Raw genomic sequence first — 13,096 nt, 5'->3', positions numbered from 1 at the left:
TTAACTCCGTTGAAGCTGCGCTTTCAGGTAGCCTGAAGGCCGTCTGAAAAACGGTGTATGTGATGTGAAAGCAGCCTGCACATTTTAAAACAAAAGTGCAGGCTGCTTTGTGCGTTTTCAGGTAGCTCCAAACAGCCAAAAGGCTACCTGAAAACCATATCCAAGCAGCCTGCAATCCTTTAGTACAAACTGTCCTAAGCCATCTGCGCCCAGCCGCTTTCGGTTTGCCGCACCGTAAAAGGCACGCCGCTCACGCCGAATTGTCGGGCGAGGTTTGCGCCTTCGGCAATACGCTGCTTGGCTTGCGCTTCGGCGTCGGGGTTGGTCAGGATTTCCGCTGCCTGCGTGCAGCCGATTTGTCGCAATACGTCAGCCAATACGTCCGATTTCGCCGTGTCTAAGCCGTCTTCGTAGCGGGCTTTTGGGCAGGCGCGCAGGGTTTCCAACCCGCGTTGTTTATCATGGCCTCTTACCCGATTAAGACGGAAGTCATGCTGATTGAGCCGAAGGCGAGTTCGTCATTGAATATTTCCATATCGTCCTGCGGTTCGCGCAACGCGGCGGTGTAGAGCAGCGGCAGGTAGTGTTCGGGCGACGGCACGGAGAGTGCGGCGGCGTCCCCCAGCCGTTCGTAATGCACCAGCGTGTCGTTGTCCCGCGCGGCAAGGGCGCGGTTGATGGCATTGCGGAAGTCTATTGCCCAGTCGTAGCCCGCATCGGCTTGGTCGGCGGGTTCGCGGCGCATGGCGCGCAGGTTGTGCACGATGTTGCCGCTGCCGACCACCAGCACACCCTGTTCGCGCAGTGGGGCGAGTTTTTTCGCCAAATCGAAATGCCATTGTGCAGGCTGCATCAGGTTCAGGCTGAGCTGCACCACGGGAATGTCGGCTTCGGGATACAGGTGTTTCAGCACCGCCCACGCGCCGTGGTCGAAGCCGCGTTCCGGGTTCATTTCCACATTTTCAGGCTGCAACAGCGAGCGCACCTGCCCCGCCAGTTCGGGCGAGCCGGGCGCGGGATATTGCACTTGGCTGAGTGCTGCGGGGAAGCCGTAAAAATCGTAAATCATTTCGGGGCGTTCGCCGGACGTTACCTGCAAACGGTTGCCGTACCAGTGTGCCGAAATCATCAGAATGGCTTCGGGCTTGGCAAATTTCTGCGCAATACGGCGGAAGCCTTGGTTGAACGGGTTTTCCGCGTCCAGTGCGTTCATCGGGCTGCCGTGTCCGACAAATAATACGGGCATTTTGTTCATGGTTTTTCCCAATTCGTTTTGAGGCGGATGATTTTACGGGAAACTTTTGCGCGAACCATCCCGTTTGGGGAAGAATATGTTTTCTCGATAAGAAATCATTGGTCGCTTCAATGCCCTCATGTTTTACTCTCGCGCTTTTTAAAGGCTACCTGAAAACATGGGTGGGTGCGTGATTGGCGCGATAAAAAGCAGCCTGCACTTTGTTTTCCAAATGTGCAGGCTGCTTTGTATTTTTCAGGTAGCCTTTGGGTTTCAGACAGTCTTGCAAGGGAACTGAACCTGTTGCCTACTCTTCAAATAGCATACAATTTTTTCCAGTTCGATTCGCTGCATAAAGCGTTCGATATTCGTCCAATCGGGCTGGTTGTCGGCATTGACGGGCAGCAGGATTTTTTGTTTTTTCAAACGTTCCGTACCCATTTTGTAACCATATCCATATTTAACTCGCTGTTTCTCAATGCAAGCTGTCAGAAATAGAGATGTGTACTTATTCAAGTATTTTGGTCGAAGTTTGCGCGTATCATTACCGAATAGAGCGTAGTATGGATGGTAAAACGCGTAGCCTACCGAACCATTGCGATTAACGGAAATACAGTCTTTTTCCAAGGTGCTATTTTGATTGGAGATAAAATAGCCAATTCCGTTATTATTTGCTGTCGCAGTAATATAGGGCGTATTGCCCGCTATGCGTTCGCGTTCATAAATATCTTGTCCGGAAACAATCTCGCAAATATCCTGTATCGCAAACGCCGCCCAGCGGTTTTCAGACGGCATCCAACGTTCTACCCCCCCGCAAACTATTGTTATTTAATGAATTATTATAATAACTTAGCACGGCGGCGATTTCGCCCCGTTCGATTTGCTTCATAAAATCTTCCATAAACTGCCAGTCGGGCAAGCCGTCTGAATTGACGGGGAGCAGGATTTTTTCACGCTGAATACGCTTATCGTTAATCTCGCGGTTAAAGGAATATTTTTCCTCCAAACGCCTGATAATTCCTGATAAAAACAGATAAATGTATTTGTTTGGCTTTTCCAATATTAGGGCGGTAACGTGGTCGCTGGCGACAAAGGTGTAGTGATGAAAAAAGGTTGAGCCTACACTGCCACTATTTGCCAAAGTCAGGCAGTTTTCAAAAGTACGGACACCTTTTGAATTACCGATAAAATTATCTACGCCATTATTAGCTGCGGTGGATGAAACGTAAGGGGTTTCCCCGTTTTGTTGATTGCCTTTAGTTAGGCGCTTTCCTCGCTTGACTTCAATAAATATGTCTGAAAAAGAAAATTCTTGCCACTCCGTATTTTTCAGACTACCCGTTGAAATCATTAGCTCTACCGCTTTATCAGCATAGTAATCTTTTAAATCCGAAATCTGTTTTTGTTCTTTTTGCTTGATAAAATCTTCCATAAACTGCCAGTCGGGCAAGCCGTCTGAATTGACGGGGAGCAGGATTTTTTCATTGAATAACCTTTTTTCATTTCTTATGTATCCATAGTTATATCTGTCTGCTCCATTATTGATTGCAGTAACTAAAAATAAGCCATTCCATCTGTTTAATACAGAACTATACCCAACAAACACATTGCTAGAAGGTACAAAATTTTCTTTTTTATAAACAGATAAACCAACAGAACCCTCGCCAGTCATAATAAATACAATCGCATTTCCTTTAAATATCTTAAAGTTTTCATTAGTTTCAACAAATCCTGTGACTCCATTATCGTTATATTTTGCACCGTTATAAGAAATGCCAAATTGGCAATCTTCGTTGCTATGACCTTTATTGTTTCCTCGTAATAATTGTTCAAATATTTTCCCTATTTTAAACTCTCGCCATTCTTTTTCTACTAATTTATTGCTCATCGCCACTCTCCAATCCAAACAAATATCCCCTGCCGTGCGTAATCATATTGACTTCAAAGGTCAGATAATCGGCAATCACTTTCTCAAAATCGGCTTCGGCGGGGATTTCGTCATTGAAGTAGTAAAACGAATGCAGCCATTCGTCATCGGCTTCTACGGTGGTTTCCACGCAGAATTTGCTTTCTGCCTGAATACGTCCGAACCATACGTCCAGCAGATGTTGTTTTTTGTCTTTTGCACTGATGGTTTCCACCAGGCCGATGTGTTTCTGCACTTCAAAACCGTCGTTTTCAAAGTTGATAAATTTGACAATTTTGTCTTTGTCATGCGGGATGCCTGTGGTAAAGACTGCGATGCAGGGATTTGTTCCTACGCCATAAAAGGTGTTTTTGTTCAGGGTAATCACACCTTCAAGCGTGTGTTTTTTGAGGATGTTTTCTTTAATTGACTGTTCTTCTTTGGTTTTTCCCGTCATGCAAGACTGCGGCACTATCACAATGGCCTTACCATCTTCTGTTAAGGAATCTAGAAGATGTTCGGTGAAGGAGATTTCGTAAAGGTTTGGGTTAGCTTTCGAGCCTTGTGAATAGGGCGGATTCATCATGCCGATGTTGCAACCTTTGAGCTGGAGCTGAGCAGGATTTTGTTTTAAAAAATCTTCCTGCTCCAAGTTACTTTTGCCGTCGCCGCGCAAAATCATATTGGTGGTGGCGATGGTAAACATATAGGGCTGCAATTCGATGCCGTGCAGTTGGTTCTTGCGGATATTGCGTTTTTCAGCTTCTTTATTGGTTTTTTGCAGCATATGGTGCATGGCGGCAATCAGAAAGCCTGCTGTGCCGCAGCAGGGGTCGAATACCGAATCAGTCGGTTTGATGTCGATAAGTTCGCAAAACAGTTCAACAATATGGCGCGGGGTCAGCACGATACCTAGCGTCTGTCCATCACCACCCGAATAGGACATAAATTCACCATAAAAGCGTCCCAAATAGTCTTCAGCAGAATGGATGTATTTGATGTTTTTGTAAATGTGGTCATAGATAAATTGGGTGTAGTGTTTAAGCGGGGTTTTGCCCAATATGGGATTGGTTTCATTGATGGCTTTTGTATCGCGGATAACCAAAAACTGGCTGAGCAATTTGTCTTTTTTTACCTGTGGTTTGACTTGGGCACGGTCTAGGTTTGCCTGAATGGCTTCGTAAATCTTTTGCCCGTCGGTTTTTACATCGTCGCCGTTCAAATTGTCTATATCAAAGTTTTTATGTTCGATTTCACGCAGGGCAAGCAGAATGCCGGACACAATCAACGGCTTGTCTTTATCCTGAATGCTGCCGTAATTGCGCAGGTCTTCGTGTAGTTCTTTGGCATCTTTTAAGATTTCGGCAGTGGTTTTTTCTTCGTCCGTCTGCTCTTTCAAGATGTTTTTGGTGTAATACTCGCCAATGTTCTTTTCATTGAACAGAGTGAAGGTTTCCACATCTTCCAGTTCTTTATAGCCGCCGCGCTCGTCAATAAAGAGCGGTGAGATTTTGTGGCGTTTTTCGTTGCCCGATACGCCGATGGCGATGATTTTCTTATAGCTGGTATTTTTTGCTAAATGGATGCCGTAATGCAGCGCACCATTTACGGCAAAATCTTTGACGCTGGTGGCGGTCTGGCAAATTAAGTTGTTATCGTCACGTTTGATGTGGTCAGCGGTATCGGCTTTGTCTTCAACAACAATCACGAAATCTTTCACAACGCCGCAGTATTCGGGATAGCCCGCTTTGCCTGTTTGCGCTTTGGAAGCGGTTTTTAATGCTTTATCCAGTTCGGCAATATCACTGCCTTGCGGGCATAAGTTTAATTCTGCCTCTTTGAGCAGGTCGTAAACCCACAGGTCTGTTTTGATTTCTCTTTTAGCCATATTTTATTTTTCAAGATGAATATTGTTAAGAAATGTATGGATTATTGTAACACGGCGGCAGGCGCAACTATTTTGATTTTGCAGTTCTTGTGTCGGATTTTTGCATTGGACAAAACCGTTTCGGGCTGAAAATGTTGGATTCGGAAATCTGGCTTATAGTGCAGCCTGCACTTTGTTTTCCCAAGGTGCAGGCTGCTTTTTTGCGTTTTAACTCCGTTGAAGCTACGCTTTCAGGTAGCCTTTCAAACGCCCTCTCAGGCTACCTGAAACCTAAATCACCCCCCGTTCTGCTTCGCTTCCAGCATTTCCCACCGCTCCAATTTCTCCAGCAGCAGCGTTTCGATTTCTTCCGCGCGGGCTTGCAGGCTGCCGGCTTTTTCGTAGTCTTTGAAGATTTCGGGGGCGGAAAGTTGGGCGTTCAAATCGGCCTGTTCGGCTTCCAGCGCGGCGATTTCGTCGGGCAGGGCGTCGAGTTCGCGCTGTTCTTTGTACGACAGCTTGGTCGTACGGTTGGGCTTGGGTTTGTCTTTTTCAGACGGCCTTTCGGGCTTGGCGGCGGGGGCGGAAGCAGCCTGCACTTTTTCTTCGCGCGCCTTCGCATCGGCATAGTCCTGATAGCCGCCGATGTATTCTTTCAGACGGCCTTCTCCTTCAAATACAATGCTCTGCGTAATCACGTTGTCCAAAAACATACGGTCGTGGCTGACGAGGAACACGGTGCCGGCGTAGTCGCGCAGCAGTTCTTCCAGCAATTCCTGCGTGTCGATGTCCAAATCGTTGGTCGGCTCGTCCAGCACCAGAATGTTGGCGGGGCGGGTGAACAGTTTGGCCAGCAAGAGGCGGTTGCGCTCGCCGCCGGAAAGCGACGACACGGGCGACTGGGCGCGGGCGGGGTGGAACAGGAAGTCTTCCAGATAGCCCATCACGTGCCGCTTTTTGCCGCCGATTTCCACATAATCGTTGCCTTGGCCGAGCGTGTAAAACACGGTGTCGTTTTCGTTCAGCGCGCTGCGGAATTGGTCGAAATACGCCACTTCCTGCTTGCTGCCGAGGCGGATTTTGCCGCCGGTGGGCGCGAGTTCGCCCAAAATCAGCTTCAAAAACGTGGTTTTGCCGATGCCGTTTGCGCCAATCAGGCCGATTTTGTCGCCGCGCTGAATCACGGCGGAAAAATCGTTCATAATCAATTTATTGCCATACGCAAACGAGGCGTGTTCCAGCTCGGCGACGATTTTGCCGCTTTTCTCGCCCGAATCGAGTTTGAACGACACCTGCCCCTGCCGTTCGCGCCGCGCCGCACGCTGTTTCCGCAATTCTTCCAAACGCTTAACGCGCCCTTCGTTGCGCGTGCGCCGCGCTTCGATGCCTTTGCGAATCCACGCCTCTTCCTGCGCGTGGAATTTGTCGAACAGGCGGTTGTGTTCGGCTTCCACCGCCAGTTCTTCCGCCTTTTTCTCGCTGTATTTGGCGAACGAGCCGGGATAGGAGCGCAGGCTGCCCCGGTCGAGTTCGACGATGCGGTTGGCCACGTTGTCCAAAAAACGGCGGTCGTGGGTAATCACAATCAGGCTGCCTGCAAAGTTTTTCAGCAGGTTTTCCAGCCACAAAATCGCGTCGATATCCAAATGGTTGGTCGGCTCGTCCAGCAGCAGGATGTCGGGTTTCTGCACCCACGCCTGCGCCAGCGCGACGCGCTTTTTCTGCCCGCCGGACAAATTGGCGATTTTTTCGTTTTCAGGCAGCCCCAGCTCGCCGATGGTCTGGCTCACCAGCGCGTCGAACTGCCAGCCGTTTTGCGCTTCGATTTGGTTTTGCAGCTCGTTCAATTCTTTGATAAGGCTGTCGTTTTGTCCGTTCGCCAGCTCGCGGCCGATTTCGTGGTAACGCCGCAGCACGTCGCGCAGGCTGCCCAGCCCTTCGGACACGATGTCGAACACGGTGGCCGCGCCGTCGAAAAAGCTCTCCTGCGGCACATACACGGTTTTCAGCCCGTTTTGCAGGATGAGCTGGCCGTCGTCGGGCTTCTGCACGCCGGCGAGGATTTTCAGCAGGCTGGATTTGCCCGCGCCGTTGCGCCCGATCAGGCCGACTTTGTCGCCCGCGGCCAGTTGGAAAGACGCTTTGTCGAGTAGCGCGACGTGCCCGAAGGCGAAGGATAGGTTTTCGGCTTGGAGGATGGTCATGGTAAGTCCTTGTTTGGTTGGGGTGCAGGCTGCTTTTTGTGGTTTCAGACGGCCTGAAAGTTACACAAATTCGGGGAAATGCCGTTGCAGTTGTTCGGGCGTTAGGCTGGGGGCAATCAGCTCTTCGTCTTCATCGCAGGCAACAGCGACAAAATCGGGGGCGACGAGCTTGGCGCGCAGCAAATCTTCGGTGGCGCGGCGGCAGGCGCGCGGAAAGCATTGGCGGAAGCGGTTGTATAAATCGTCCCAATCGGCTTCTTGGCATACGGCAGCCTGCACGCTTTGCGCCGCCGCATTGCCTGCCGCGCCACTATCAAACATATATTCCGCCAAATCCGCGCCCGACCAGCGCAGCGACTGTTCCAGTTCGGTATGGCTTGCGGTCGAACCATATTCGCTTTGGTATTTTTCCACCACGCGCGCAAGCAGCTCTTCCGTGCCGACCGACAGTGAGGGGAAATAGAGATGGGTATTGTCGCAATAGAAATTGTGGAAAATGGCGGCATACACGGTTTCGTTCGGGTGCTGCCTGCGGATGCTGTGTACGGCATCGACGATGATTTGATAGGCGAGGTTTTCGATATATTGCCAATCCGGCTGCGGCATGGGGCGTCCTTTCAGGCTACCTGAAAATGATGAAGGCGGTGTTTGCGTAAATCGTTCGGTATTTTAGTGGGGTTGGCGGGATTCGGGAATCCGATTTCATCAGCAAAGGCAAGTGCAGGCTGCTTTTTGGGTTTTCAGACGACCTTCAAAGCAGCCTGCACCCAGGTATTTTGGATTGACTAACGCGAGCTATCTGCCAAATACTTTCCGCCAGGCATTCGGATTGATTTTAAACTTGGCTTTGAATTGCAAACGTAGGTTTGCCGCGCTGCCGAAGCCGCTTTGTTCGGCGATGCGTTCTATCGGCAAATCCGTATTTTCTAATAAATCCTGTACCTGCCATAGCCGCTCTGTTGTGAGCCACTCACCGAAATTCATGCCTGTGGCTTGAGAAAAATGGCGGATAAAGGTTCGGCGGGAAACGGCTAATTTTTTTGCCAAATCGTCCAAGCGGTATGGGGTCGCAAGGTTTTGGCGCAGTTCGTCCAATAAGTGATTGATTTTGTCATCGGCGGTACGACGTTCGACAGGTCGGTGGATAAACTGTGCCTGCCCGCCTTCGCGGTGTGGTGCCGCAACCAAGGTACGGGCAAGGTCGTTGGCAACGGTTGCACCGTGGATTTTGCGGATGAGGTACAGGCAGCAATCCAGCCCGCCCGCCGCACCTGCCGATGTTATAAAGTTGCCGTCTTCCGCATATAGGCGGTTGGTATCCAGATGAATTTTAGGGAAACGGCGGACAAAGTCGTCTTCGGCAAGCCAGTGGGTGGCGGCGGTTCTGCCGTCTAAAAGTCCTGTGTAGGCAAGGGCGTAAGTGCCGTAACATAGGGCGGTGATATGCGCACCACGTTGTACAGCTTTCTGTAAATGTGCGCTCAACTCGGTTGCCGGGGCTTCTTCAATATTGCGCCAGCCTGCGATGACGATGATGTCGGCTTCTTCCGTCAAATCCAAGCCGCCGTGTACGGGAATATTTGCGCCCAGTGCCGTGATGACGTCTTTGCTATCATCGGAACAGATTTTCAGGTCAAAGAGTGGATTGTCCCGATAGGCCGTCTGAAAAACAGAAAAGGGAATGTTGAAGACAAAATCATTCATGCCTGATTGAGCATATAGCACGATTTTGGGGACAGTTTGATTTTGGCGAAACTCGTTACGCTCGTTTTCAGACGACATTTTGGCACTATCCTTGCGTTTATTGGCAATATTGCCTATTTTAGCCTATACACCTGTTGCTTAAAATACGCTCTATGATTTTTTAAGGAGCAACATCATGAAATCCAAGCAATTTATTCTTGCCACTGTTTTGGGCGCGACAGCCTTTTCCGCTTGGGCGGACGATTCATACCAACATATCCGTAACGCTACCGCCAAAGTCGAATATGCGGGGCAGACGTTTTTGATTGACCCGTTTTTCGCCCCCAAGCATTCCATGAACGGCTTTGCCGGCACGTTCAATAACCAAGCCAAAATGCCGCTGGTCGGGCTACCGATGAGCGTGAATAAAATTTTGGACGGTGTGGATGCAGTTATCGTTACCCATACTCACGAAGACCATTGGGACGAAACCGCCGCACGTTCCATTCCAAAAAACCTGCCCGTATATGTGCAGCACCAAGCCGACGCGGCAAAAATCCGCAGCCAAGGCTTTACTGATGTACGCGTGTTGAACGGCAGCACTGTCTTCAACGGCGTAACCATCAGCAAAACCGGCGGCGTACACGGTACAGAAGCCATGTATGCCAACCCGCAGCTAGCCGAAATCTTAGGTGATGCAATGGGTGTGGTATTCCAAAGCAGCGGACACAAAACCGCTTATATTATGGGTGATACTGTGTGGACAGCAGATGTAAACAAAGCATTGAACCGCTACAAACCCGATTATCTGATTATGAACACGGGCTACGCGCTGATTTCAGGCATTTCAGACGGCATTATTATGGGGACGGCTGACGTATTAAAAGCCAGCCAAGTCATGCCTAAAGCCAAAATCATCACCGTACACATGGATACCGTGAATCATACCGCCGTCAGCCGCGCCGATATGCGTAAATTTATACGCGGTCAAGGCATTGAAAGCCGTGTGAACGTTCCAGAAGACGGAGAAACCGTTAAGCTGGATTGATAAACGGCTCATTATCCTAAAGCAGCCTGCACCTTGTTTTTTAAGTGCAGGCTGCTTTTTGGGCTTTCAGGTAGCCTTTCGGCTGTGCAAAAACTCGGCTTCCTTCGGAAACCTCGTTTTAACTTCGTTGAAGCTGCGCTTTCAGACGGCCTGGAAGGCGGCTACCCGTTTCATCGGCCATGATTCGGTTGTCCACACGCGTTCAAATTCTTCGGCGAAACCGTGTTGCTCGGCGTAGGTTTGCAATTGTTGCAGCCAGGTTTTCGGGGCGATGTCGGCGGCGGCGCGGGTGGTGTGCAGCAGGTAGGGGCGGGTATCGAAAGCTTGGACGATGTGTTGGCTGACGGCGGTTAGGGCTTGGGGATTGTGGTCGGTTTGTCGGGCGATTTTTTCGTATTGCGACAAAATGGCCGTCCGCACGGTTTCGCGTTCGGCGGCGGTGCGCGGGTCGGGTCGGGCGGTGGTGGCTTGGATGATAATCAGGGGTGGCAGTTGCCCTTCGGCGAGCGCGGCGGCGAGGCGCAGGTGTCCGTCTAAAATCAGCCAGCGGTCGGATAGGGCAGGGAGTTCGTACGCCAAGACGGGCGGTAGTTGGTTTTGCCGTGCGCGTTTGCGCCAATATTTCAGACGGCCGTCTTCGGCGTGGTGGGTTTTCAGGGCGATGAAGCGTTCGGCTTGGGTGTAGAAATTGTTGTCCAGCGCGTCGAAACGGCTGCCTGAAAACAGCCATTGAAAGTAATTCTCGTCGGTTTCAGGCTGCCCCACGGCGGTATCGTGCCAGCATTCGCCCCATTGCGGGGGCAGGCTTTGGGCGGGGCGGTAGTCGAAGTGCCATTCGCCGATGCCGAGCAGCCCTGCGTTGTGGGCGGCGAGTTGTTCGATGAAATATTTGTTCCACAGCAGACCTTGTTCGGCAGCGGGCCGACGGGCGATGTGTTCGTTTACGCGGCTGCCGATGTGCCCGACGGGCTGGTATGCCTGCCAGCTTTCGGCGTAGCTGCGGACGAGGTAAACGTCGTATAAATCGTGGCTGTGGAACGACCAGAACACGGGTTCGTCTTGATACGTCAGGCTGAGGCTGATGCCGTCGGGCGTGTGGAGTTTCAGGTAGCCTTGCGTTTGACGGTCGATATGCAGGGCGAGGCTGTTGGGGGAGGCGGGATTCTGGGTTAGATTGCCGCTGTATTGTTCCAGCGCGGCGTTGAGCGATTGGTAGTGCATGGGGTGTCCTTTGTGCAGGCTGGCTTTTTTGGCTTTAACTTTGCGGAAACTCCGTTTCTTGGTGGAAACGGAGTGTTTATTTCGCTGAAGCCCATGCTTTCAGACGGCCTGATATGGTCAGTGGCTGTGTGGGGAAATCACTATCCGTTGATGTGAAGCTGTTTAGGATGCAGGCTGCTTCGGATGAAACACGCGATACGCGCCGCGCAGGGTGAAAAACAGCAACGCGCCGATGAACAGCAGCCCGATGGTCAAGGCAATCGGCTCGTCTATATTGCGCCACCAGCCGATGCCCGCCCATGCAAAGGCGGCGGCAAGCGGCAGATACCAGCAGCACAACACGGTGTATTTCCACCACTGCGGCGTTTCGTCCGGTACGGTTTCGCCTTCGGCCAGCTCGTTCTGCCAATCGTCGAAGCGGCGGTGGAACCACATCAGCGGCAGGGCGAGCAGCGGCACGGCGATGAGCGCGTCCAGCAGGGCGGATTTGCGCTCGCGGTTGAATCGGGCGGCTTGTTCGGCATAGCGGTAGATTTGCACGCCGTCCACTTGCATTTCATACAGGCGCGAGCCACTGTATTTCACTACGGCCGGTTTACCTGCATGGGCATAGGCGAGTTCGCAGGCATCGTAAAGATTGGCGGCACAGTTCAAATACAGGGTCTCACTGCCGTTGGGGAAGGGAAGGTAGTTGATGCTGCTTTTATAGCGGCAGGCATTGTAGGGCAGTATCCAATCGAACAGGTCTTTTTGTTTGGCATCCTGTTGGGTATAGCATTCGGAGATTCGGCTATACGGTTTGGCGGGCAAGATGCCGCGTGCTTCGCGTAATTCGCCGTATGAGGCCGCCGTGTTGCCGTAAAAGGCGACAACCGCACCCATCACGGCAATCATCAAATAAAGCCATTGCAGCGAAGAGATACCGCTTTTGCTTGCGGGGAATCGGTCGTAAAGCCGTTTTTCACCGCGTGCCAGCGTGCGGATGCGCAGATACAGCACCAGCGCGGTCGCCAGCAGTACGCCCCATAGCACGCCGTTTACGGGCAGAAACCAGCCGATGCCAAATGCGGCAACGATGTGGAAGAACATGGCGCGGTAGAGCGCGTGCGGGGTTTTGGAGATAAGAGTGGGGAGGTTTAGCACGATGAATATCCCGAGAATAGATTGCAGGCTACCTGAAACCGCTTCAAGCCACTGTTCGCACAAACTATATGGTAAGATGGGCTGGTAATTTTAACACTTTCAGGAGACCGTGATGCTGTGGATTCTTTTGCTGCTGGGCGCATGCGGCGTGGTGGGCGTGATGGTGTACAACCGGCTGGTGATCGCGCAAAACCAATATCGAAATGCTTTCTCCCAAATCGGCGTGCAGCTGCAACGCCGGCATGATTTGATTCCCAACTTGGTGGCCGCCGCCAAAGGCTACCTGAAACATGAAAACGACACCTTTACGCAGGTTACGCAGGCGCGCAATCAGGCTGCCGGCGTGTTGGGTGGCACACGGCCGGAAAATGCAGAGGCGGTGGCGCAGCTTTCTGCCGCCGAAACCCAGCTCACCCAGGCCGTGCGCAGCCTGATGGTGCAGATTGAGGCCTATCCGGATTTGCAGGCTGCCGCCAATATGCACCAGCTGGCTGAGGAAATCACCAGCACAGAAAACCGCATCGCCTTCGCCCGCCAGGCTTATAACGATGCAGCCATGGGCTACAACACGTTGTGCCAACTGTTTCCACACAAGATCATCGCTGCCTACTTCGGCCATCGGCAGCCGGCACAGCTGTTAGACTTCCCCGACCGTGCCAAACACCAAGTGCCGCCTGAGGTGAGGTTTTAAGGGCTGGCAATAGGTTTAAAGGCTACCTGAAAGCGGTTTTCCGTTTTCAGGTAGCCTTTTTCGTGAAGCACTGGATTACATCTATCAGGCTACCTGAAA

At 51.5% G+C, this 13,096-nt stretch carries 12 protein-coding genes; 2 read left to right on the top strand and 10 right to left on the bottom strand.

Going from position 1 to position 13,096, the window contains the following annotated elements; all coding sequences use genetic code 11:
* Positions 1-194: 194 nt before the first annotated feature.
* The 8 genes from HMPREF2796_RS02065 to HMPREF2796_RS02030 all read right to left on the bottom strand — a co-directional run bounded on the left by HMPREF2796_RS02065 (position 195) and on the right by HMPREF2796_RS02030 (position 8,993).
* Positions 195-446 (bottom strand): metal ABC transporter substrate-binding protein, encoded by a 252-nt coding sequence (locus HMPREF2796_RS02065; protein ID WP_070630572.1) that lies wholly within the window; start codon positions 444-446, stop codon positions 195-197.
* A gap of 23 nt (positions 447-469) precedes the next feature.
* Positions 470-1,255, bottom strand: a complete 786-nt coding sequence (ygiD, locus tag HMPREF2796_RS02060) for a 4,5-DOPA-extradiol-dioxygenase (protein ID WP_070630570.1) — start codon at positions 1,253-1,255, stop codon at positions 470-472.
* Between the two features lie 252 nt (positions 1,256-1,507).
* Positions 1,508-2,029 carry a restriction endonuclease subunit S gene (locus HMPREF2796_RS02055; RefSeq protein ID WP_070630568.1) on the bottom strand — a complete coding sequence of 174 codons (522 nt, stop codon included), beginning with the start codon at positions 2,027-2,029 and terminating at the stop codon, positions 1,508-1,510.
* Positions 2,019-3,122, bottom strand: coding sequence for a restriction endonuclease subunit S (locus tag HMPREF2796_RS02050; RefSeq protein ID WP_070630566.1), 1,104 nt, complete (start codon positions 3,120-3,122; stop codon positions 2,019-2,021). The genes HMPREF2796_RS02055 and HMPREF2796_RS02050 overlap by 11 nt, the downstream gene beginning before the upstream one ends.
* Positions 3,112-5,028 (bottom strand): HsdM family class I SAM-dependent methyltransferase, encoded by a 1,917-nt coding sequence (locus tag HMPREF2796_RS02045; RefSeq protein ID WP_070630564.1) that lies wholly within the window; start codon positions 5,026-5,028, stop codon positions 3,112-3,114. The genes HMPREF2796_RS02050 and HMPREF2796_RS02045 overlap by 11 nt, the downstream gene beginning before the upstream one ends.
* 275 nt (positions 5,029-5,303) lie before the next feature.
* On the bottom strand, positions 5,304-7,211 hold the full coding sequence (locus HMPREF2796_RS02040) for an ATP-binding cassette domain-containing protein (RefSeq protein WP_070630561.1): 1,908 nt from the start codon (positions 7,209-7,211) through the stop codon (positions 5,304-5,306).
* A 60-nt stretch (positions 7,212-7,271) separates the two neighbouring features.
* The gene (locus HMPREF2796_RS02035) at positions 7,272-7,817 is read right to left on the bottom strand and encodes a DUF4303 domain-containing protein (protein WP_070630559.1); all 546 of its coding nucleotides are present in this window, start codon (positions 7,815-7,817) and stop codon (positions 7,272-7,274) included.
* A 189-nt stretch (positions 7,818-8,006) separates the two neighbouring features.
* Positions 8,007-8,993 carry a GlxA family transcriptional regulator gene (locus tag HMPREF2796_RS02030; RefSeq protein WP_070630558.1) on the bottom strand — a complete coding sequence of 329 codons (987 nt, stop codon included), beginning with the start codon at positions 8,991-8,993 and terminating at the stop codon, positions 8,007-8,009.
* Between the two features lie 97 nt (positions 8,994-9,090).
* Between HMPREF2796_RS02030 and HMPREF2796_RS02025 the strand changes: the two genes are divergently transcribed.
* Complete coding sequence (locus HMPREF2796_RS02025; protein ID WP_070630556.1) at positions 9,091-9,942, top strand: MBL fold metallo-hydrolase; 852 nt, start codon at positions 9,091-9,093, stop codon at positions 9,940-9,942.
* Positions 9,943-10,083: 141 nt separating this feature from the next.
* On the opposite strand, the gene HMPREF2796_RS02020 is transcribed toward HMPREF2796_RS02025, so the two are convergent.
* On the bottom strand, positions 10,084-11,163 hold the full coding sequence (locus tag HMPREF2796_RS02020; RefSeq protein WP_070630553.1) for a hypothetical protein: 1,080 nt from the start codon (positions 11,161-11,163) through the stop codon (positions 10,084-10,086).
* Positions 11,164-11,325: 162 nt separating this feature from the next.
* Positions 11,326-12,306 (bottom strand): hypothetical protein, encoded by a 981-nt coding sequence (locus tag HMPREF2796_RS02015; RefSeq protein WP_246826829.1) that lies wholly within the window; start codon positions 12,304-12,306, stop codon positions 11,326-11,328.
* 112 nt (positions 12,307-12,418) lie between these two features.
* Between HMPREF2796_RS02015 and HMPREF2796_RS02010 the strand changes: the two genes are divergently transcribed.
* Entirely contained in the window at positions 12,419-12,997 is a 579-nt protein-coding gene (locus HMPREF2796_RS02010) for a LemA family protein (RefSeq protein ID WP_070630548.1), read from the top strand.
* Positions 12,998-13,096: the final 99 nt, after the last annotated feature.

It is taken from the genome of Eikenella sp. HMSC071B05 (assembly GCF_001811325.1).
GTDB lineage: Bacteria > Pseudomonadota > Gammaproteobacteria > Burkholderiales > Neisseriaceae > Eikenella > Eikenella corrodens.
Note: the sequence above shows the minus strand (reverse complement) of the source record. Positions and strands in the feature narration are given on the sequence as shown.